Annotated in this window: 18 protein-coding genes; 10 read left to right on the top strand and 8 right to left on the bottom strand. The window is 67.5% G+C overall.

Annotated features, from left to right (window positions below; translation table 11 throughout):
* Positions 1 to 27: 27 nt before the first annotated feature.
* Positions 28 to 1,905, top strand: a complete 1,878-nt coding sequence (recQ, locus tag GGC30_RS08870) for a DNA helicase RecQ (RefSeq protein ID WP_153923528.1) — start codon at positions 28 to 30, stop codon at positions 1,903 to 1,905.
* A 6-nt stretch (positions 1,906 to 1,911) separates the two neighbouring features.
* Here the strand turns inward: recQ and GGC30_RS08875 are convergent, their stop codons facing one another.
* A complete protein-coding gene (locus GGC30_RS08875) occupies positions 1,912 to 2,388 on the bottom strand; it encodes a hypothetical protein (RefSeq protein ID WP_055808821.1) in 477 nt (158 codons plus the stop codon).
* Between the two features lie 99 nt (positions 2,389 to 2,487).
* Here GGC30_RS08875 and pgi point away from each other — a divergent pair, with 99 nt between their 5' ends.
* Complete coding sequence (gene pgi / locus GGC30_RS08880) at positions 2,488 to 4,107, top strand: glucose-6-phosphate isomerase (RefSeq protein WP_153923529.1); 1,620 nt, start codon at positions 2,488 to 2,490, stop codon at positions 4,105 to 4,107.
* 60 nt (positions 4,108 to 4,167) lie between these two features.
* On the opposite strand, the gene GGC30_RS08885 is transcribed toward pgi, so the two are convergent.
* The gene (locus tag GGC30_RS08885) at positions 4,168 to 4,590 is read right to left on the bottom strand and encodes a hypothetical protein (RefSeq protein ID WP_055809009.1); all 423 of its coding nucleotides are present in this window, start codon (positions 4,588 to 4,590) and stop codon (positions 4,168 to 4,170) included.
* Between the two features lie 298 nt (positions 4,591 to 4,888).
* Between GGC30_RS08885 and groES the strand changes: the two genes are divergently transcribed.
* Together groES and groL are read left to right on the top strand one after the other, a co-directional pair.
* The gene (gene groES, locus GGC30_RS08890; protein WP_055808823.1) at positions 4,889 to 5,176 is read left to right on the top strand and encodes a co-chaperone GroES; all 288 of its coding nucleotides are present in this window, start codon (positions 4,889 to 4,891) and stop codon (positions 5,174 to 5,176) included.
* A gap of 53 nt (positions 5,177 to 5,229) precedes the next feature.
* The gene (gene groL, locus GGC30_RS08895; RefSeq protein WP_055754584.1) at positions 5,230 to 6,876 is read left to right on the top strand and encodes a chaperonin GroEL; all 1,647 of its coding nucleotides are present in this window, start codon (positions 5,230 to 5,232) and stop codon (positions 6,874 to 6,876) included.
* A gap of 217 nt (positions 6,877 to 7,093) precedes the next feature.
* Here the strand turns inward: groL and GGC30_RS08900 are convergent, their stop codons facing one another.
* The gene (locus GGC30_RS08900; RefSeq protein ID WP_153923530.1) at positions 7,094 to 7,822 is read right to left on the bottom strand and encodes a glycosyltransferase family 2 protein; all 729 of its coding nucleotides are present in this window, start codon (positions 7,820 to 7,822) and stop codon (positions 7,094 to 7,096) included.
* Positions 7,823 to 7,898: 76 nt separating this feature from the next.
* Here GGC30_RS08900 and GGC30_RS08905 point away from each other — a divergent pair, with 76 nt between their 5' ends.
* From GGC30_RS08905 to GGC30_RS08915, 3 genes are all read left to right on the top strand, one after another.
* On the top strand, positions 7,899 to 9,593 hold the full coding sequence (locus tag GGC30_RS08905; protein WP_153923531.1) for a glycosyltransferase family 39 protein: 1,695 nt from the start codon (positions 7,899 to 7,901) through the stop codon (positions 9,591 to 9,593).
* Positions 9,593 to 10,507 carry a hydroxymethylglutaryl-CoA lyase gene (locus GGC30_RS08910; protein WP_153923532.1) on the top strand — a complete coding sequence of 305 codons (915 nt, stop codon included), beginning with the start codon at positions 9,593 to 9,595 and terminating at the stop codon, positions 10,505 to 10,507. Before GGC30_RS08905 ends, GGC30_RS08910 begins: the two co-directional genes overlap by 1 nt.
* A gap of 83 nt (positions 10,508 to 10,590) precedes the next feature.
* Positions 10,591 to 11,016, top strand: coding sequence for a hypothetical protein (locus GGC30_RS08915; protein ID WP_153923533.1), 426 nt, complete (start codon positions 10,591 to 10,593; stop codon positions 11,014 to 11,016).
* 197 nt (positions 11,017 to 11,213) lie between these two features.
* Here the strand turns inward: GGC30_RS08915 and GGC30_RS08920 are convergent, their stop codons facing one another.
* The 3 genes from GGC30_RS08920 to GGC30_RS08930 all read right to left on the bottom strand — a co-directional run bounded on the left by GGC30_RS08920 (position 11,214) and on the right by GGC30_RS08930 (position 12,998).
* Entirely contained in the window at positions 11,214 to 11,567 is a 354-nt protein-coding gene (locus GGC30_RS08920) for a hypothetical protein (RefSeq protein ID WP_066553949.1), read from the bottom strand.
* On the bottom strand, positions 11,564 to 12,193 hold the full coding sequence (gene phaR / locus GGC30_RS08925; protein WP_039245806.1) for a polyhydroxyalkanoate synthesis repressor PhaR: 630 nt from the start codon (positions 12,191 to 12,193) through the stop codon (positions 11,564 to 11,566). Before phaR ends, GGC30_RS08920 begins: the two co-directional genes overlap by 4 nt.
* A gap of 91 nt (positions 12,194 to 12,284) precedes the next feature.
* A complete protein-coding gene (locus GGC30_RS08930; protein WP_153923534.1) occupies positions 12,285 to 12,998 on the bottom strand; it encodes a hemolysin III family protein in 714 nt (237 codons plus the stop codon).
* A 160-nt stretch (positions 12,999 to 13,158) separates the two neighbouring features.
* Between GGC30_RS08930 and GGC30_RS08935 the strand changes: the two genes are divergently transcribed.
* Positions 13,159 to 14,334, top strand: coding sequence for an acetyl-CoA C-acetyltransferase (locus GGC30_RS08935; protein WP_153923535.1), 1,176 nt, complete (start codon positions 13,159 to 13,161; stop codon positions 14,332 to 14,334).
* 45 nt (positions 14,335 to 14,379) lie between these two features.
* Here GGC30_RS08935 and GGC30_RS08940 read toward each other — a convergent pair whose 3' ends face one another.
* Both GGC30_RS08940 and htpX read right to left on the bottom strand, forming a co-directional pair.
* The gene (locus GGC30_RS08940) at positions 14,380 to 15,987 is read right to left on the bottom strand and encodes a M20/M25/M40 family metallo-hydrolase (protein ID WP_153923536.1); all 1,608 of its coding nucleotides are present in this window, start codon (positions 15,985 to 15,987) and stop codon (positions 14,380 to 14,382) included.
* 120 nt (positions 15,988 to 16,107) lie between these two features.
* Positions 16,108 to 17,073 carry a zinc metalloprotease HtpX gene (gene htpX, locus GGC30_RS08945; protein ID WP_153923537.1) on the bottom strand — a complete coding sequence of 322 codons (966 nt, stop codon included), beginning with the start codon at positions 17,071 to 17,073 and terminating at the stop codon, positions 16,108 to 16,110.
* Between the two features lie 86 nt (positions 17,074 to 17,159).
* On the opposite strand from htpX, the gene GGC30_RS08950 reads away from it, so the two are divergent.
* Both GGC30_RS08950 and GGC30_RS08955 read left to right on the top strand, forming a co-directional pair.
* Complete coding sequence (locus GGC30_RS08950; protein WP_370451932.1) at positions 17,160 to 17,417, top strand: DUF1674 domain-containing protein; 258 nt, start codon at positions 17,160 to 17,162, stop codon at positions 17,415 to 17,417.
* A 98-nt stretch (positions 17,418 to 17,515) separates the two neighbouring features.
* On the top strand, positions 17,516 to 18,546 hold a 1,031-nt coding region (locus tag GGC30_RS08955), incomplete at its 3' end, for a hypothetical protein (protein WP_228763686.1).

An 18,546-nucleotide genomic window follows, 5' to 3' on the forward strand; every position in this document is an offset into this window, starting at 1 on the left:
CGGGAACAAAGAGTGCACAGCTTAAGGATGCCGGCCACGCGCCTCCAGTTCTCCTCGACCGATACGCCTGACCTGAACGACGCGCGGGCGTTGTTGGCGCGCGTCTGGGGTCACGCCGACTTCCGGGGGCTGCAGGGGCGGGTGGTCGAGCAAATCCTGTCGGGCGGCGATGTGCTGGCGGTCCTGCCGACCGGCGGCGGCAAGAGTGTCTGCTATCAAATCCCGGCCATCCTGCGTCCCGGACTGGGGCTGGTGGTGTCGCCGCTGATCGCCCTGATGACCGATCAGGTCGAGGCGTTGAAGCAGCAGGGCGTCGCGGCGGCGCGGCTGGATTCCGGGGTGTCGCTGGACGAGCGCTCGGCCATCTGGGCGGCGGCGCGGTCGGGGGAACTGGACCTGCTCTATGTCTCGCCGGAAGGCCTGGCGGCGGGCGCCATGATGGGCCGGCTGGCGGAACTGCCGCTCAGCCTGATCGCCATCGACGAGGCGCACTGCGTCTCGCAATGGGGTCACGACTTCCGGCCCGACTATCGCAACCTGGGTCTGCTGGCCGAGCGGTTTCCCGATGTGCCGCGCATCGCGGTGACGGCGACCGCCGACGCCCGCACGCGCGACGACATCCTGCGCTCGCTGCGGCTGGAAGAGGCGACGGTCTTCGTCGACAGTTTCGCGCGTCCGAACCTGCAACTGTCGGCCGAGCGCAAGGAGAGCGCGTCTCGGGCCAAGACCGATGCGCGGGTTATTGAACTGGTGCGCGAACGGCGGGGCAAGTCGGGCGTGGTCTATTGCGGCAGCCGCGACGGTTGCGACCGCGTGGCGCAGGCCCTGCGCGACGCCGGGACCAACGCCATCGCCTATCACGCCGGCATGGACACGAAAGAGCGCGACCGCCGGCTGGAACGCTTCTTGGCCGAGGAGGGCGCCGTCATGGTAGCGACCATCGCCTTCGGCATGGGCGTCGACAAGGCCGACGTGCGCTTCGTCATCCACGCCGATCCGCCGGGCAGCCTGGAGGCCTATTGGCAGGAGATCGGCCGGGGCGGGCGCGACGGCGAGCCGGCCGAGGGCATCACCCTGTATGGCCCATCAGACATCGCCTGGTCCTTGCGTCGGCTGGACAGCCGCCCGATGGCCGAGGAGGTCAAACAGGTCCAGGTCAGGAAGACCCGCCAGCTGTTCGCCATGCTGGACGGCGCCGTCTGTCGCGCCCAGGCCGTGCGGCGATACTTCGGCGAGCATGACGCCCAGCCTTGCGGCGTCTGTGACATCTGCGGCGACCCGCCCCAGCTTTACGACGCGACCGTCCCGGCCCAGAAGGCGCTGGCGGCGGTGCAGCGCTTGGGCGGCCGGTTCGGGCGCAATCGCGTCGTCGATCACCTGACCGCCCGCACCAAGGATGTGCAGCCGTGGGAGCAGCAACTGTCCACCTGGGGCATAGGGCGCGAGATTTCGCTGAACAGCTGGCGCGAGATCGTCGATCACCTGCTGTTCGAAGGTCTGCTGGCCGAGGATCCTAATGACGGCAAGCCGCTGGTCGGGCTGGGCGATCCCGAGGCGGTGCGCGCCGTCTATCGCGGCGAGCGCCAGATCGAGGTGCGTCGTGCGCCTCTGAGGGCCGATACGGCCCCGCGCCGTCGTGACCGATCGGGCGAAGGGCGCAATGCGGCGCTGGAGACGATGGACGCGGACGTCCGCGCTCGGTTCGAGGCTTTGCGCGCCTGGCGCCGCGACCGCGCCTCGGAACAGCACGTCCCGCCCTATGTCATCTTCCAGGACCGGACGCTGCTGGAGATCGCCCACGCCGAGCCGGGCGACCTGAACAGTCTGGGCGCCATTTCCGGCGTCGGTCAGTCGAAGCTGGATCGCTACGGCAAGGGCGTGCTGGAGGCGCTGGCCGCCCTCTAGAAGGCGTCAGACTTCCGGCTTGGGCGGGGCGGTGATGACTTCGACGTTGTCGTTCAGCAGATAGGACAGTTCCGACAGGGCTGTGGCGCGCTCGGCCGGGTTGGCGGCGGCCTGAACGGCCTGAACCTTCTTGGGCATGTCCTCGGAAATGCCGCGCAGGATGCATTTCAGGTCGCCGTCGGTGCCGCGTTCCTTCAGGATCAGGTGACCCTGCATGTCCAAGGCGGCCAACTGTTCCGCCTGGGCTTTGAAGCCGGTGAAGGCCTGGCTGGTGAAGAAGGCGGCGTCGTCGGCGGCCTTGGCGGCGGCCCAGCCATCGACGACAGCCTTCAGGCTGGCCGAGCGTGAGATGATGTCAGCGAACAGCGGCTCGCCCGCCACCGAGATCGGCGCGCCGGGCGCGGCGGCCGGCTGTTCGGCGGCCAGGGCCACCGAGGGATTGGACATCGCCAGGGCGATCGTGAGAGCAAGGCCGCAGGACATGGAGGTGACTTCCTGTTTCAGCGTCCGCTGGGACGTTGAACCTGAATACGTCCCAGCCGTAAACGAGTGTTTACCCTGTCATTCCCGATGGAGACAACGATGACCCGCGACGCCGCCTGGACCGCCTTCGACCAAGCCGCCGCCGAGGCCGCCTCCGTGCGGATCGTGGATCAGTTCGCCGCCGATCCTGACCGGCTGGCGCGGATGTCGGTCGAGGCGGCGGGGCTCTATCTGGACCTGTCGAAACAGAGCTGGACCAGGGCCGCCTTCGACGCTTGTCTGGACTTGGCGCGCGCCAGCGACGTCGAAGGGCGTCGAGCGGCCCTGTTCGCCGGCGAGGCCGTCAATCTGACCGAGGGCCGGGCGGTCCTGCACCCCGCTCTGCGCGCTGCGCCGGGCGCCGACTTCAAGGCCCTGGGCGAGCCGGTCTCGGCCGAGGTGGACGCCGTGCGGGCGGACATGAAGGCCTATGCCGATGCAGTACGGTCGGGCGCCGAGGCGGGCGCGACGGGCAAGACGTTCGAGGCCATCGTCCACGTCGGCATCGGCGGTTCGGACCTGGGGCCCCGCGTGGTCTGGGACGCTCTGCGCCCGCTGGACCCAGCCATCGACCTGCGCTTCGTCGCCAATATCGACCCGCGCGACATGGCCGAGGCGTTGACCGGCCTCGATCCCGAGACCACCCTGGTGGTGGTCGTCTCCAAGACCTTCACGACCCAGGAAACCCTGGCCAACGCCGAGGCGGCCAAGGCCTGGCTGGCGGCGTCGCTGCCGGCCGAGGGGATGACGAAACACTTCATCGGGGTGACGGCGGCGCCGGACAAGGCGGCGGCCTTCGGCTGCGGCCGGACATTCGCCTTCCGGGACTGGGTCGGCGGGCGCTATTCGCTGTGGTCGGCGGTCAGCCTGTCGTGCGGCATCGCCCTGGGCTGGGACGTGTTCGAACGGATGCTGGCGGGCGCGGCGGAGATGGACGCGCACTTCGTGTCGGCCCCGCTGGAGCGAAACGCCCCGATCCTGCTGGCTTTGGCCCAGGTGTTCAACGTCGATGGCCTGAACCGGCCGGCGCGGACGGTGGCGCCCTACGCCCACGCCCTGCGTCGCCTGCCGTCTTTCCTGCAGCAGCTGGAGATGGAGTCGAACGGCAAGCGGGTGCATCGCGACGGCACGCCGGTGACGCGCCAGACCTGCCCTGTCGTCTTCGGCGAGCCGGGCACCAATGGTCAGCACGCCTTCTTCCAGCAGATCCACCAGGGACCGCAGACCGTCCCGGCCGAGTTTGTGATCGTGGCCAAGACTCATGCGGACGCGCCGGAGGCGCCCCCAGAAGCGCCTTTGTGGTCCAACGCCTTGGCCCAGGGCCAAGCCCTGATGCTGGGCAAGACGACCGAGGCGGCCAAGGCCGAAGGGTTGGCGCAAGGGTTGTCGGAGGAGGAGGCGACGCGCCTGGCGTCCCACCGCACCTTCACCGGCAACCGTCCATCGACGGCCATCGTCATGGATCGTCTGACGCCCGAAACCCTGGGCGCGCTGCTGGCCCTGTATGAGCACAAGACCTTCGTCGAGGGCGTGATCTGGGACATCAACAGCTTCGACCAATGGGGCGTCGAACTGGGTAAGGTCCTGGCCAAGGCGATCCTGAAGGACGTGAACGCGGGCGGCCCCTCGGCGGACCTGGATCCGTCCACGGCGGCCCTGATGACGCGTCTGATGGGTTGACGCGAAAAGGGCCCGTCCTTGCCGGACGGGCCCTGCCGATCAACCTAGAGCGTCAAACGCTTACCAGCGGCGGTCGTAGCGGTAGTCGCGATTGTTGCGATAGTCGCGGCGGTCATAGCGCGAGTCGTAACGGCGGCCGTCGTAGCGGTAGTCGTAGCCCGAGCGGCTGCGGTCGATGCCGTGCTCGCGCTCCCAGTGGCCTTGATTACGGTAGCATTGACCGCCGCGGTAGTATTCGCAGCCCGAGCCGCGGTTGGAGGCCACTGCGCCCAGCGCCGCGCCGGCAAGCGCACCGCCCGCGATGTAGCTGCCGTCGCCGTTGCCATAGATGGCGCCCGCCAGACCGCCCACCGCGGCGCCGATCAGGGCGTTGCGGCCGGTGTTGTCGCGGTCGCGCGATTGCGCGGAAGCTGGAGCGGCCATCAGGCTCAGGGCCACGACGGGGGCGGCGGCGACCGCCGTAATCTTCAGCAGCTTGGACATTTTGGTCTCCTTGTTGGCTTGCCGATCTGCGTTTCCGGGGCGGGAAGGCATCCAGCGTTGAGGCCTTTCTATCGCTCCCAGTTTGAACGACCCTGGAGACGGGCATTCATTTTCGGTTCATTTGTCACAGAGAATTCGCGCGGCGATCCACCGCCGCCGCTTGACGATGACCCTGCCTCTGCCTAACTCCCGCTCGCGTTAGCACTCTCGCTGGTCGGCTGCCAAAACGGCGATCGCAAGAGCGCCGCACACCGTTTCAGAAACGCCCCGATCCGGGGGTTTTAAAGGGAGAAGTCCGATGGCGTTCCGTCCGCTCGGCGACCGCGTGCTGGTCAAGCGCGTTGAAGAAGAATCCAAGACCAAGGGTGGCATCATCATCCCCGACACCGCCAAGGAAAAGCCGCAGGAAGGCGAAGTCGTCTCCGTCGGCCCTGGCGCCCGCGACGACACCGGCAAGGTCAATGCTCTGGAGCTGAAGGCCGGCGACCGCATCCTGTTCGGCAAGTGGTCGGGCACGGAAGTGAAGATCGACGGCGAAGACCTGATCATCATGAAGGAATCCGACGTCCTGGGCGTGCTGTCCTAAGCACCCGACGTCTGACGTTCTTCAATTAATTCATATAGATAGGAGCTGCCCGCATGGCCGCTAAAATCGTACACTTCAACACCGACGCGCGCGACAAGATGCTGCGCGGCGTCAATGTGCTCGCCAACGCCGTCAAGGTGACGCTGGGTCCCAAGGGCCGCAACGTCGTAATCCAGAAGTCCTTCGGCGCTCCGCGCTCGACCAAGGACGGCGTGTCGGTCGCCAAAGAGATCGAGCTGGAAGACGCCTTCGAGAACATGGGCGCCCAGATGATCCGCGAAGTCGCTTCGAAAACGAACGACAAGGCGGGCGACGGCACCACTACCGCAACCGTTCTGGCTCAAGCCATCGTGCAAGAGGGCCTGAAGGCCGTCGCCGCCGGCATGAACCCGATGGATCTGAAGCGCGGCATCGACAAGGCCGTCGGCCTGGTGCTGGAAGAGATCAAGTCGAACTCCAAGCCGGTCTCCAACAACTCGGAAATCGCCCAGGTCGGCACCATCTCGGCCAACGGCGACTCGGAAATCGGTGAGCTGATCGCCCAGGCCATGGCCAAGGTCGGCAACGAAGGCGTCATCACTGTCGAGGAAGCCAAGACCGCCGACACCACCGTCGACGTCGTCGAAGGCATGCAGTTCGACCGCGGCTACCTGTCGCCTTACTTCATCACCAACGCCGACAAGATGGAGGCCCAACTCGAAGAGCCGCTCATCCTGCTGTTCGAGAAGAAGCTGACCTCGCTGCAAGCCATGCTGCCGATCCTGGAAGCCGTGGTGCAGTCGGGCCGTCCGCTGCTGATCATCGCCGAGGACATCGAAGGCGAAGCCCTGGCGACCCTGGTCGTCAACAAGCTGCGTGGCGGCCTGCGCGTCGCCGCCGTCAAGGCTCCTGGCTTTGGCGATCGCCGCAAGGCCATGCTGGAAGACATCGCCATCCTGACGGGCGGCCAGGTCATCTCGGAAGACCTGGGCATCAAGCTTGAGAGCGTCACCATCGACATGCTCGGCAAGGCCAAGAAGGTCACCATCACCAAGGACGACACCACCATCGTCGAAGGCGTCGGCGGCAAGGACGAGATCGAAGCCCGCGTGGCCCAGATCAAGCGCCAGATCGAAGACACCACCTCCGACTACGACAAGGAAAAACTGCAGGAACGTCTGGCCAAGCTGGCCGGCGGCGTCGCGGTTCTCCGCGTCGGCGGTTCGACCGAAGTCGAAGTGAAGGAAAAGAAGGACCGCGTCGACGACGCCCTGAACGCCACGCGCGCCGCGGCTGACGAAGGCATCGTTCCGGGCGGCGGCATCGCCCTGCTGAAGGCCTCCAAGATCCTGGCCGACGTCAAGGGCGACAACGCCGACCAGAACGCCGGCATCGCGATCATCCGTCGCGCCCTGCAGGCTCCGATCCGTCAGATCGCCGAAAACTCGGGCGTCGAAGGTTCGATCGTGGTCGGCAAGGTGCTGGAAAACGGCGACGCTTCGTTCGGCTTCAACGCCCAGACCGAAGAGTACGGCGACCTGGTGCAGATGGGCGTCATCGACCCGGCCAAGGTCGTCCGCACGGCCCTGCAAGACGCCGCTTCGGTGGCCGGCATCCTGATCACGACGGAAGCCGCCGTCGCCGACGCCCCCAAGAAGTCGGGCGGAGCCTCGGCCCCCGACATGGGCGGCATGGGCGGCATGGGCGGCATGGACTTCTAAGTCCAAGCTGACCGACGCTGAAATGCAGAAGGGCGGGGTCGCAAGACCCCGCCCTTTTTCATGTCTCCTCCCTGCGAAGCGGGGAGGGGGACCGCGCGTAGCGGGGTGGAGGGGCTCTTGAAGTCCCACCGATGTCGGAGATGCGGCGCCAGCCCCTCCGTCACGACGGCAAGAGGCATCGCGCCACCTCCCCACGAGGTGGGGAGGAGACAGCGTTCTAGAACTCCGAAATCGCGCCCGGCTTGCGGGACCGCGTCTTCAGCCACATCACGCCCAAGAGGTCCGAGACCGAGGCGCGCAGGCGGCCCCAGTTGGTGTATTTCGACCGACCGACCTCGCGGTGGCGGTGGTCCACGTCGAGGTACTGGTTCTTGAACCCCTCGCGGATCATCAGCGCCGGCAGGTAGCGGTGGATATGATCGAAGTAGGGCAGGCGCAGGAAGACGTCGCGGCGGAAGGCCTTCAGTCCACAGCCGGTGTCGTCGGCGTCGTCGCCCAGCAGTTTGCGTCGGATGCGGTTGGCCCAGATCGAGGCCTGGCGTTTGGCCTCGGTGTCCTGACGTTTGGCGCGACGGCCGCCGACCAGGCCCACGTCGCCGGGGGCGGACAGAAGCGCATCGACCAGGCGGGGCGCATCGGCCGGCGGGTTCTGGCCGTCGCCGTCCATCGTCACCACGACTGGCGCCCGCGCGGCCAGGACGCCGGTGCGAACCGCCCGGCTCTGGCCCGCATTGGTCCCGTGGGCCAGCACGCGCAGCGCCGGCAGTTCGGCCATGGCGGCCGTCAGCTCGGCCAGGGTCGCGTCCTTGGACGCATCGTCCACGAAGATCATCTCGTACGAACGGCCGGCGAAGGCGGCGGCGATCTCGCGCGCCAGAGGCACGGCGGCGCCCGCCTCGTCATGGACGGGAACGACGACGGAGATTTCGGGCGTTTCGGGGGTCATCGGCGCTCCATAGAGGATAACGACGGCTTAGGGGAGACGGCTGACGACGGCGCGGTCCGCGTGTAAGGAGTCTGGAATGAAGACTTTCGATCTGGATGGCCGCATCGCCGGCTGGCGCGGGCCGGTTCTCGCGGCCCTGCTGACGCTGATCGCCGGCCTGCCGGGCCTGCTGCTGCTGCCGCCGCTGGATCGCGACGAAAGCCGGTTCGCCCAGGCCACGTCCCAGATGCTGGAAAGCGGCGACTATGTCGACATCCGCTATCAGGACGAGCCGCGCTGGAAGAAGCCGGTCGGCATCTACTGGATGCAGGCGATCGCCGTGGGCCTGACTTCGGATGTGGAGGACCGCGAAATCGCGCCCTATCGCATCCCGTCTCTGCTGGGCGCCATGCTGGCGGCCTGGGCCGTCGCCTGGGCGGGCTCGGCCATGCTGGGCAGTCGGGTCGGCTTCTTCGGCGGGGCCATCATGGGGGCGACCTTCCTGCTGTCGACCGAGGCGGGTATCGCCAAGACCGACGCCATGCTGTGCGGGGCGACGACCCTGGCCATGGCGGCGCTGGCGCGCATCTATATGGCGACGAAGGCGGGCGAACGACCGATCCGGCTGCACAAGCTGTTGTTCTGGATCGGGATCGGTCTGTCGATCCTGATCAAGGGACCGATCGGGTTTCTGGTCGTGGCCCTGGCGATCATCGCCCTGTCGATCTGGGATCGGAACGTCAAATGGCTTTATCGCCTGGGCTGGGGTTGGGGCCTGCCGCTGGTCGCCCTGATGGTCGGGCCGTGGGCCATCGCCATCACTATCGCCACCGACGGCGGCTTCTGGCGCGAGGCCATCGGCGGGGACCTGGCGCCCAAGATCGCCGGCGCGCACGAAAGCCATTCGGGCTTCCCCGGCATGTACGTGCTGCTGGCGCCCCTGCTGTTCTTCCCTTCGACCCTGTTGTTGCCCGCCGCCGTCTCGACGGGCTGGAGCCGGCGCGCCGAGCCGGCGATCCGGTTCCTGGTCTGCTGGCTGGTCCCGGGCTGGCTGATGTTCGAACTGGCCCCGACCAAGCTGTGGCACTACACCCTGCCGACGTTTGGGGCGCTGGCCCTGCTGGCGGCCGCCGCCCTGGCCCAGCCCATCGGCAAGGTCTCGCGGATCACCGGCGCGGTGCTGGGCGCGTTCGCGGCTCTGCTGATCATCGCCATCACCGTCTATGGACTGACCGTCTACGGCACCTCGACGGCCCAGACCTGGGCGGCGCTGACGGTGGTCATGGCGCTGGCGGCGGGGGCGATGGGGGGCTTCCTTCTGCTGAACCGCGCGCCGGTCGCAGCGCTGGTGGCCTCGCTGGCCTTCGGGATCGTGGCGCACGCGGCTCTGTCGGGCACGATCCGCCAACTGCGGCCCCTGGCCATCGCGCCCCAGCTTGAAAAGGCGCTGGAGGCGGCCGATCTGCACCCGCGTCAGGGCCGCACGCCGGGGCCGGTGGCGATCACCGGCTTCCATGAACCCAGCTTCGTCTTTCTGACCGGGCGCGACACCGACCTGACCGACGCCCAGGGCGCGGCCGAGGCCCTGGCGGAGGGGCGGCCCGCCATCGTCGAGGGACGCGACGCCGACGCCTTCCGTGCAGCTGCGGCGCGTCTGGGCGTGTCGGGTCGCGCGGTCGGGACGGTCAACGGCTACAACTATTCGGCGGGCGATCCGGTCAGCCTGACCGTCTATGCGCCGCCGCCCCGAAACGGGAACGGGAACGGGAACGCCGCAGCGGGAGCCGAGTGATGGGCCGCTTCATCCAGATCGTCGAGGTCGGGCCGCGCGATGGGCTGCAGAACGAAAAGGCGGTGCTTGAGCCCGCCGTCCGCGCCGATCTTGTGCGGCGGCTTGAGCAGGCGGGGGCGAGACGGATCGAGGCCGTCTCCTTCGTCCATCCCAAATATGTGCCGCAGATGGCGGGCGCCGAAGAGGTCATGACCGCCCTGCCGCATGAGGCGGGTCGCAGCCGCATCGGCCTCGTGTTGAATGGCAAGGGCTATGACCGGGCGCTGGCGACCGGGGTGGATGAGGTCAATGTCTCGGTCGCCGCCACCGACGGCTTTGGCCTCAAGAACCAGGGCCTGGCGGTGAAGGATCAACTGGCCATGCTGGGCGAGATCGTCGCCCGCCGCCACAACGCCGAGACCAGCGAGGGCGCGCCGTCGCTGTCGGCCATGATCTCCTGCGTCTGGGGCTGTCCGTTCGACGGCGAGGTGTCGGTCGATCAGGTCGCGGACATGGTCGGCGCCATCGCCGAGATGGGCGTGGGCGAGATCGGTCTGGCCGACACCATCGGCGCGGGCGATCCCTGGGCGGTGACGCAAAAGGTCGAGGCGGCCAGGGCGGCCGCGCCGAATGCGACCCTGCGCCTGCACTTCCACGACACACGCAACACCGGCCTGGCCAACGCCTATGCCGGCGTCGAGGCCGGGATTGACGTGCTGGACGCCTCGGTCGGGGGGATCGGCGGCTGCCCGTTCGCGCCGGGCGCCACGGGCAATATCGCCACCGAGGACCTGGTCTATATGCTGGCGCGGGCCGGGTTCGAGACCGGCTATGACCTGGACGCCCTGATCGCGACGGCGCGCTGGATCGGCGAGGCCATCGGCCGGCCGGCGCCATCTGCGCTCAGCCGGGCAGGTGGATTTCCCAAGGCTTGAACCTTTGTGGCGGCGTTTCGAAAACGGCGCTAAATCAGGGTGAACAGGCGTAGCCGTTGGACCGGCTGCGAAGAGGACCGTCCATGCTGCTCGCCATTCCGCTGCTGCTGATCCCGGTGGTGCTCTACAATATCGTGGTGCTGTTCGGCGCGCCGAGCGGGGCGGGGATCGTGCAGGCGGACGTGCTGCTGCGCGATCCGCTGTTTTCCGTCACCATGACCTCGGGCGCGCAATGGACGATCGGGTCCGGCGACCTGATCCTGTTTCTTGGCCTGATCCTGCTGTTCTTCGAGCTGGTGAAGTCCACCTCCAGCCAGCGGATCGCCATCATCAATCACGCCCTGTCGATGATCCTGTTCATAGGCGTGCTGGTGGAATTCCTGCTGCTGCCGGGGTTCGCGACCTCGACCTTCTTTCTGATCGTGATCATGATCCTGCTGGACGTGCTGGCCGGGTTCATCGTGACCATCATCGCGTCGCGCAAGGATTTCGATTTCGGCGGGGCATGAGCTGAACGGCTCTCCCCAACAACGGGCTCAAGTAACGAAGCGCGATAGCCCCTAAGAAAAAGCCGTGAAGATCAGGGCGACGACAACGACGTCGAAGGCTTTGGCGGCGAGGGCGAAGACGGCGGGCATGGGCGGGTCCGGCTGAGAGCGTTCTGCCTCGTCCCCAGCAAACCCCGTGCCGCCCGAGCGGGGTCAGCTCAGATGTCGGTCTTGGCGGTCTTGCCCGTTTTCGGACGACGCTCGGCCGCGCCCGAATATTCGGCTCCGAGGTAGGCGGAGCGGGCTGCATCTAGCACCGGCGGGCCGCCGCGCAGGCCGCGTTTCTGCCCGCTCTGGCCCATCTGCTGGGCCACGAAGGCGGCGGCGCCGGGCTCGGGCGTCGGCAGGACGGCAGCTCTTGCCGGGGCCGGTTGGGGTTCGGCGATCTCAGGCGCATCGACGGGGACCAGGGCGCGCGAGGCGGATCGGGCGCGCCGCTCGCGCTCGCGGCGTTCGCCTTCGCGGCGATCCACCCGGTCCGGTCCGCCGACGGCCTGGATCCGGTCGGTCATTTGCCCTTGCCGCCCGCCAGCTTTTCGATCTGACGGCGCATCTCGTCCATCTGGCGACGCATTTCGTCCAGGGCGTCAGGCGCCTCGGGCGGCGGGGCCGGCTCGGCCTTGTCATCCGACGCGGCAGGCGTCGGCTCGGCGCGGGGATAGGTGAAGGCCGGGAACATCTGCATGGCGCGCTCGAACATCGCCATATTGGCCCGCGCGGCGTCCTCCATCAGGGTCGCGCCCGCGCCAGTGCCGAAGGCGCGGCCCATCTGACTGGCGAACTGTTCCTGCTGACGACCGAAGTTGGCCAACGACATCTCCAGATAGGAGGGCAGGACGCCCTGCATCTGGCCGCCGTAGAAGCCGATCAGCTGTCGCAGGAACTGAACCGGCAGCAAGGCCTCGCCCCGGCTCTCTTCCTCGAAGATGATCTGGGTCAGGATCTGGCGGGTCAGGTCGTCGTTGGTCTTGGCGTCATAGACGACAAACTCGGTCCCCTCGCGCACCATGGTCGCCAGGTCTTCCAGCGTCACATAGGCGCTGGTCCGCGTGTTGTAGAGCCTGCGGTTCGCATACTTCTTGATGACGACCTGAGCGCTGTCGCCGGTCTTTCCACCCTTGGTCTTTTCGTCAGCCACGCTTGTTCTCGCGATGTTGCAACGCGTCACTATCCTCCGTTGCGACGCGATGCGCCAGAGGGGGAGAAAACCGCGGGGAACGGACGGTTGATCAGTGGCTCATGGCCGGGGCCAGCACGACGCCGACCAACACAGCGGTCCAATGCACGGTCGCCCCGGTGACGACGAACCCGTGCCAGATGGCGCGGCGGAACCTCACGCGCGGGCTGATGAAGACGAAGACGCCGGCGGTGTAGATCAGGCCGCCGATGACCAGCAGGGCCAGGGCGACGGGATGGACGGTCTCGACCATCGGCTTCAGTGCCGCCACCGCCAGCCAGCCGAAGACAACGTAGACGCCGCTCCAGAACTTGTCCGAGATGCGCGGCGCGAACAGCTTCACCCCCGCGCCCAGGAAGGCCAGGATCCAGATCAGGGTGGTGAAACCGATGGCCCACAGACCCTCGAACCGCTGAGTGGTGAAGGGGGTGTAGCTGCCGGCGATCATCAAAAAGATCGCCGCCTCGTCCAGTCGCCGCAGCACGGGGCGCGCGGCGCAGGGGTTGGTCCAGTTGTAGATGGTCGAGGCCGTCAGCATGCCGACGAGGCACAGGGCGTAGATGGCTGTCGCCATCACGCCGCCGATCCCCGCATAGACCCCGGCCAGACCCGCCAGGATGATGCCGCCGACCGCCGCCAGCATCAGGCCGACGACGTGGACCCACAGATCCGCCAGCTTTTCCGCGCGCGTCGGATAGTGCTCGATCATGTCCAGCTCGTCCGGCGTGCAGACGTGGGTGACAAGACGTTTCAGCGTGCGCAGCATGGACCTTCCAATCCGTCGATCGTCTCTATCGTTCCCCGACAATGCGCCGACAGGGTGACGATTGGCTGAATCGCGCCCTGTCCATGTCGTCGCAGGTGACGAACGCGCTGCAATGCGGCAAAACGGTCACGCCGAGTTATTCTCCAAAGAGTGAAATCCCATGACCGACGTCGTCATCGTTTCCGCCGCGCGCACCCCGGTCGGCTCCTTCCTGGGCGCCCTGTCGTCGCTTCCGGCGTCCAAGCTGGGGGAGATCGCCATCAAGGCGGCGCTGGAACGGGCTGGTGTTTCCGGCGACGAGGTCGATGAGGTGATCCTGGGTCATGTGCTGCAGGCCGCTGCGGGTCAGGGCCCTGCGCGCCAAGCCGCCGTCGGCGCGGGCGTTCGAAAGGAAGCGGCCGCCTGGAGCCTGAACCAGATCTGCGGCTCGGGTCTGCGCGCCGTCGCCATCGCCGCCCAGCAGATCGCTCTGGGCGACGCCAGGATCGTCGTCGCCGGCGGGCAGGAGAGCATGAGCCAGGCGCCGCATGCCCAACAGCTTCGCAACGGACACAAGATGGGCGACGTCGCCCTGGTCGACACCATGGTCAAGGACGGTCTGTGGGACGCCTTCAACGGCTATCACATGGGTCAGACGGCCGAGAACATCGCCGAAAAATGGTCCATCAGCCGCGAGGCGCAGGACGAATTCGGGCTGGCCAGCCAGCACAAGGCCGAGGCGGCCCAGAACGCCGGCAAGTTCGATGACGAGATCACGCCGGTCGTCATCCCCGGCCGCAAGGGCGATGTGACGGTCGACAAGGACGAATACATCCGCCACGGCGCGACGCTTGAGTTGATGCAGAAGCTCAAACCCGCCTTCACCAAGGACGGCAGCGTGACCGCCGCCAATGCGTCCGGGCTGAACGACGGGGCCGCCGCCCTGGTGCTGATGAGCGCCGACGAGGCGAAGGCGCGCGGGCTGGAGCCGCTGGCCCGCATCGCCTCCTACGCCACCGCCGGCGTCGATCCGTCGATCATGGGGACCGGCCCGATACCGGCGTCGAAGAAGGCGCTGGAGAAGGCGGGCTGGAGCGTCGCGGATCTGGATCTGGTCGAGTCCAACGAAGCCTTCGCCGCTCAGAGCCTGTGCGTGGTCAAGGAACTGGGTCTCGACCAGGCCAAGGTCAACGTCAACGGCGGCGCCATCGCCATCGGCCACCCCATCGGCGCCTCGGGCGCGCGCATCCTGACGACGCTTCTGTTCGAGATGAAGCGCTCGGGCGCGAAAAAGGGTCTGGCGACCCTGTGCATCGGCGGCGGCATGGGCGTGGCCATGTGCGTCGAGCGCGCGTGATCCGATAATAAGAAAAGGGGCGAGGTCTCCCTCGCTCCTCAAATCTTAATCCGCCGCCGGATATTCGAACGGATCGCTCGGCGTCGGCTGGGTCGGCAGCGGCATGCGGGGCAGGGGCTCGTCGCGGTTGGCGGCGTTCAGCAGGAAACTGGCCAGAATGACGGCCGCCTGACGCAGGTCCTCGGCCTTCAGGTGGTCATAGCTGTCGATGCTGGTGTGGTGCAGGCGGCTGGAATAGTCGAGCGGGTCTTGGATGAACTGATATCCCGGCACGCCGACGGTCTGCATATAGACGTGGTCGGTGCCGCCCGAATTTCGCAGCGAGACGGTCGTCGCACCCATGCTGGCGAACGGCGCCAGCCATTCCTGGAAGATCGGGGCGGCGGCGACATTGCCCTCGGCGTTGATGCCGCGGATCTTGCCCGAGCCGTTGTCCAGATTGAAATAGGCGACCAGATCGCGATAGCCGGCGCGCGGCTCGATCGGCCAGCGGCTGCGCCAGGTGCGGTTGTCCGGCAGGCCCGCCAGCGCCGGGTCGTTCGACGGCGCGCGCGTCGCCAGATGACGGTCCACATAGGCCAGCGAGCCCAGGATGCCTTGCTCCTCGCCGTTCCACAGGGCGAAACGGATGGTGCGCTTTGGCTTGACGTTGAGCGCCTTCAGGATGCGGGCGGCCTCCATGACCACCGCGCTGCCGGCGGCGTTGTCGACCGCGCCGTCCGAGGCGACCCAACTGTCCAGATGGGCGCCCGCCATGACGTATTCGGTTCCGCGCGCCGTGCCGGGGATGTCGGCCAGGATGTTGTAGGCGTTGACGTCCTCGTCGTGGAAGCGGACCTCGCTCATCAGCTCCAGCGTCGGCGGCGCGTCGGTCAGGGCGAGACGCGCCAGACGGCGATAATCCTCGGCCGCCAGTTCCATCCCCGCCAGCTTGGGCGTGGCCCCGACCTGATAGGTGTAGCCCGTGCCGTGCAGCAGCCCGCCGTCACGCTGGGAAATCCGCACCCAGGCCAGAGCGCCCTGTTCGGCCAGGAAGGCGTCCAGCTGATTGGCGAAGTTCGCGGTCTTCAGCGAGCGTTCGATGGCGGCCGGCGAATGCTGGGGCTGATTATAGGTGTTGCGCTCGGCCAGTTCGGCGCTGGTCCAGCGGCGGAAGGCCGGCTCGGTCGGCTCCGATCCCGTGCCCGGCTGGGACAGCATGACGATCTTGCCCGACAGCTTGCCGCGCCATTTGTCGAAATCCTCAACCTTGGAGATCGGGGCGATGATCACGCCGCCGCTGATCACGCCATTGGTCGAGGGCGTCCAGGCCACCGGGATGGCGCGCAGATCCAGCGGGCGCGGCGCGGTCATGCGGGCGCTGGAGCGGACGATGGACCAGCCCCGGCCGAACTCGAACCCTTCGGCGCGCACGTCGGACAGACCGTAGTCGCGGAACTGCTGCTGCGCCCAGCGTTCGGCCTCGCGCATCTGTGGCGAGTTGGTCATCCGCCCGCCGATCCGGTCGGTCAGATAGGCGGCGGTCTGCATCACCTGGCTGTGGTTCAGCCCCTGGTCGATGATGCCGTTGACGGCGACGCGGTCCACCGACTGGGCGGCGACCGGCGTGGCGAGAAGAGCGGCGGCGGAGACTAAGGCGAGCAGACGCGACATGGATTTCCCCAAGAAAGCCCGATGGCTGAACAGGGGCGCATCTGATGTGATCCGGTTGCGGAGTGCAAACCGCAAACGGCGTTCAGGCCGCGACGATCAGCCCCATGTTCGCCCGCATCGTCACCCCCAGGGGCCGCGCGGCTCCGTCGGGGTGGTCGGGACGCCGGTGGTCGTGAAACCGGCGGCCGGGCGCGGCTGGGTCAGGTCCGGCGTGCGGGGGCGCGGCTGCATGCCCAGCTTCGCGCCCAGCTCCATCAAGGCCCGGACGCGGTTTCCCGTCGCCGGATGGGTCGAGAACAGATTGTCCGCGCCACGGCCCGCCAGCGGATTTATGATGAACATCTGACCCGAGGCTGGATTGCGCTCGGCCGTCTGATTGGTGATCCGCCTCGCGTAGGCGTCGATCTTCTGCAGGGCCGAAGCCAAGGCCTGGGGATCACCGGCGATTTCGGCGCCGACGCGGTCGGCCTCATATTCGCGGCCCCGGCTGATGGCCATCTGCACCAGACCGGCGGCCATGGGCGCCAGCAGCATCAGGGCGATCGTCCCGATAATGCCGCCCGGCCGCTCGCGGTCGTTGCCGCCGAAGAACAGGGCGAAGTTGGCGAGCGCGGCGATGGCGCCGGCGATGGTCGCCGTCACCGTCATGATCAGGGTGTCGCGGTTCTTCACATGGGCCAACTCGTGCGCCATCACCCCGCGCACTTCCTCGCGCGTCAGCATATCCAGCAGGCCGGTGGTGGCGCAGACGGCGGCGTTCTCGGGATTTCGGCCCGTGGCGAAGGCGTTGGGCTGATCATTGGGGATGATGGCGACCTGCGGCTGGGGCAGGCCCGCGTCGCGGGCCATCTGGCGCACGTCGGCGACATAGTTGCGGACCACGGCGTTGGGGTGCTGCTCGTCGACCGGCTGGGCCCGGTACATCTTCAGCACGATCTTGTCGGCGTTCCAGTAGCTGAACAGATTCATCCCGCCCGCGAAGAACAGGGCGATCGCCATGCCGGTCGCGCCGCCGATCAGATAGCCGACCCCTGCGAACAGGGCCGTCATCGCCGCCAACAGAATGAAGGTCTTCAGATGGTTCATCGCGGTTCCATTCCCGATCCGTCTGGCGTCACGGGCTTGAACCTCTATTTGAGAGAAGGCGCATCAAGCCTCAAGGGAGCCGCCCTGTGACCGAACATCCCACCCTCGCGCCGGATGACGCCGACGAAACGCCGGCTGCAGCGCCCGTCTTCAATGCCGACGTGCCCCACGCCACGCCTGAACGGCCGCTCAGCGAGGCCGCGCGCCGCGCTCTTCAGGAAGCGGCGGATCGTCGCGCGGCGGAAACGACCGTGCAGGCGGACACGGAATACGGCGGTCCGACCGGTCCCGAACCGACCCGTTTCGGCGATTGGGAAAAGAAGGGTCTGGCGGTCGATTTCTAAGCCGTCGAGCGTGCTGCGACGGGCGCAAAGGTTAACCACGCCTTAAGAAACAGGCGCCGGACTTGCCAGTGTCGGGACAACTCAGAGGAGTCTGTCCCGTGACGATACAGTCGATACTTACCGCCGCGTCGGCGGCTCTGCTGCTCTCCGCAGCGCCCGCTCTGGCCGGTGGTCCCGGTCACGGGGGTTATGGCGGCGGCCATCCCGGCGGCGGCTGCGGCGGGGGATGCGGCGGCGGCGGTCACTATGGCGGCGGCAACTACAACGCCAACCACAACGTCAATGTTGACGTGAACGGCGGCGCCTACGCCAATGCCAATGCCAACGCCTATGCGAGCGCCTCCAGCTACGCGGCGAGCAGCGCCCGGTCCTATTCCAGTTCGTCCAGCTTCCAGCGCGGCTATGTCGGCGGCGGCACGACCTACGTCGGAAGCGGCGGCTATTCGGACGGCTATTACGGCGGCGGCTATGTCGGCGGCGTCAGCGCGACCTCGGTCCTGGTCGGTCGCCCGCCGGTCAGCGCCCCGGTCGGCTATCCGGTCTATGGGTTCGGCCGTGACTACATCGGCTGGCGTCCGTATCCGGGCCGTCCGGCCGACTGCAACTGCCGTCCGCCCGTTCGCCCGCCGGTTCGCTACGAACACCGCTATGAGCAGCGTTACGAGCAGAGCTACGTCGATCAGCCGCCGGTCTATGTCCAGGCGCCGCCCGTCCAGATCGCGCCGCAGCGCATCTATGTCGCGCCTTCGCAGGTCAGCATGGCGCCGCCCCAGATCGAGATGGGACCGCCCACCTATATCGAACAGCCGCCCATCTATGTGCAGGCGCCGCCGGTGAACATCGGCCCGCAACGCGTTCAGGTGGCTCCGTCGCAGGTCAACCTGGCCCCGGCCCAGGTCGATGTCGGCCCGCCCGTCTATGTCGATCAGGCCCCCGTCTATGTGCAGTCGGCGCCCGTCAACATCGGTCCGCAACACATCCAGGTCGCCCCGGCCCAGGTCAATGTCGCGCCCGCCCAGGTCGAGGTCGGCGGCCCGGTCTATGTCGATCAGTCGCCGGTCTATGTGCAATCCGCGCCGGTCAATGTGGCCCCGGCTCAGGTCTATGTGGCGCCGCCGGAAGTGAACAC

Origin of the sequence: Brevundimonas sp. SPF441 (genome assembly GCF_009661015.1) — a bacterium.
Classification (GTDB): domain Bacteria; phylum Pseudomonadota; class Alphaproteobacteria; order Caulobacterales; family Caulobacteraceae; genus Brevundimonas; species Brevundimonas vesicularis.

Coding starts and splice junctions, on each gene's coding strand:
- recQ (WP_153923528.1), top strand. CDS start 28: ATGCCGGCCACGCGCCTCCAGTTCTCCTCGACCGATACGCCTGACCTG.
- GGC30_RS08875 (WP_055808821.1), bottom strand. CDS start 2,388: ATGTCCTGCGGCCTTGCTCTCACGATCGCCCTGGCGATGTCCAATCCC.
- pgi (WP_153923529.1), top strand. CDS start 2,488: ATGACCCGCGACGCCGCCTGGACCGCCTTCGACCAAGCCGCCGCCGAG.
- GGC30_RS08885 (WP_055809009.1), bottom strand. CDS start 4,590: ATGTCCAAGCTGCTGAAGATTACGGCGGTCGCCGCCGCCCCCGTCGTG.
- groES (WP_055808823.1), top strand. CDS start 4,889: ATGGCGTTCCGTCCGCTCGGCGACCGCGTGCTGGTCAAGCGCGTTGAA.
- groL (WP_055754584.1), top strand. CDS start 5,230: ATGGCCGCTAAAATCGTACACTTCAACACCGACGCGCGCGACAAGATG.
- GGC30_RS08900 (WP_153923530.1), bottom strand. CDS start 7,822: ATGACCCCCGAAACGCCCGAAATCTCCGTCGTCGTTCCCGTCCATGAC.
- GGC30_RS08905 (WP_153923531.1), top strand. CDS start 7,899: ATGAAGACTTTCGATCTGGATGGCCGCATCGCCGGCTGGCGCGGGCCG.
- GGC30_RS08910 (WP_153923532.1), top strand. CDS start 9,593: ATGGGCCGCTTCATCCAGATCGTCGAGGTCGGGCCGCGCGATGGGCTG.
- GGC30_RS08915 (WP_153923533.1), top strand. CDS start 10,591: ATGCTGCTCGCCATTCCGCTGCTGCTGATCCCGGTGGTGCTCTACAAT.
- GGC30_RS08920 (WP_066553949.1), bottom strand. CDS start 11,567: ATGACCGACCGGATCCAGGCCGTCGGCGGACCGGACCGGGTGGATCGC.
- GGC30_RS08930 (WP_153923534.1), bottom strand. CDS start 12,998: ATGCTGCGCACGCTGAAACGTCTTGTCACCCACGTCTGCACGCCGGAC.
- GGC30_RS08935 (WP_153923535.1), top strand. CDS start 13,159: ATGACCGACGTCGTCATCGTTTCCGCCGCGCGCACCCCGGTCGGCTCC.
- GGC30_RS08940 (WP_153923536.1), bottom strand. CDS start 15,987: ATGTCGCGTCTGCTCGCCTTAGTCTCCGCCGCCGCTCTTCTCGCCACG.
- htpX (WP_153923537.1), bottom strand. CDS start 17,073: ATGAACCATCTGAAGACCTTCATTCTGTTGGCGGCGATGACGGCCCTG.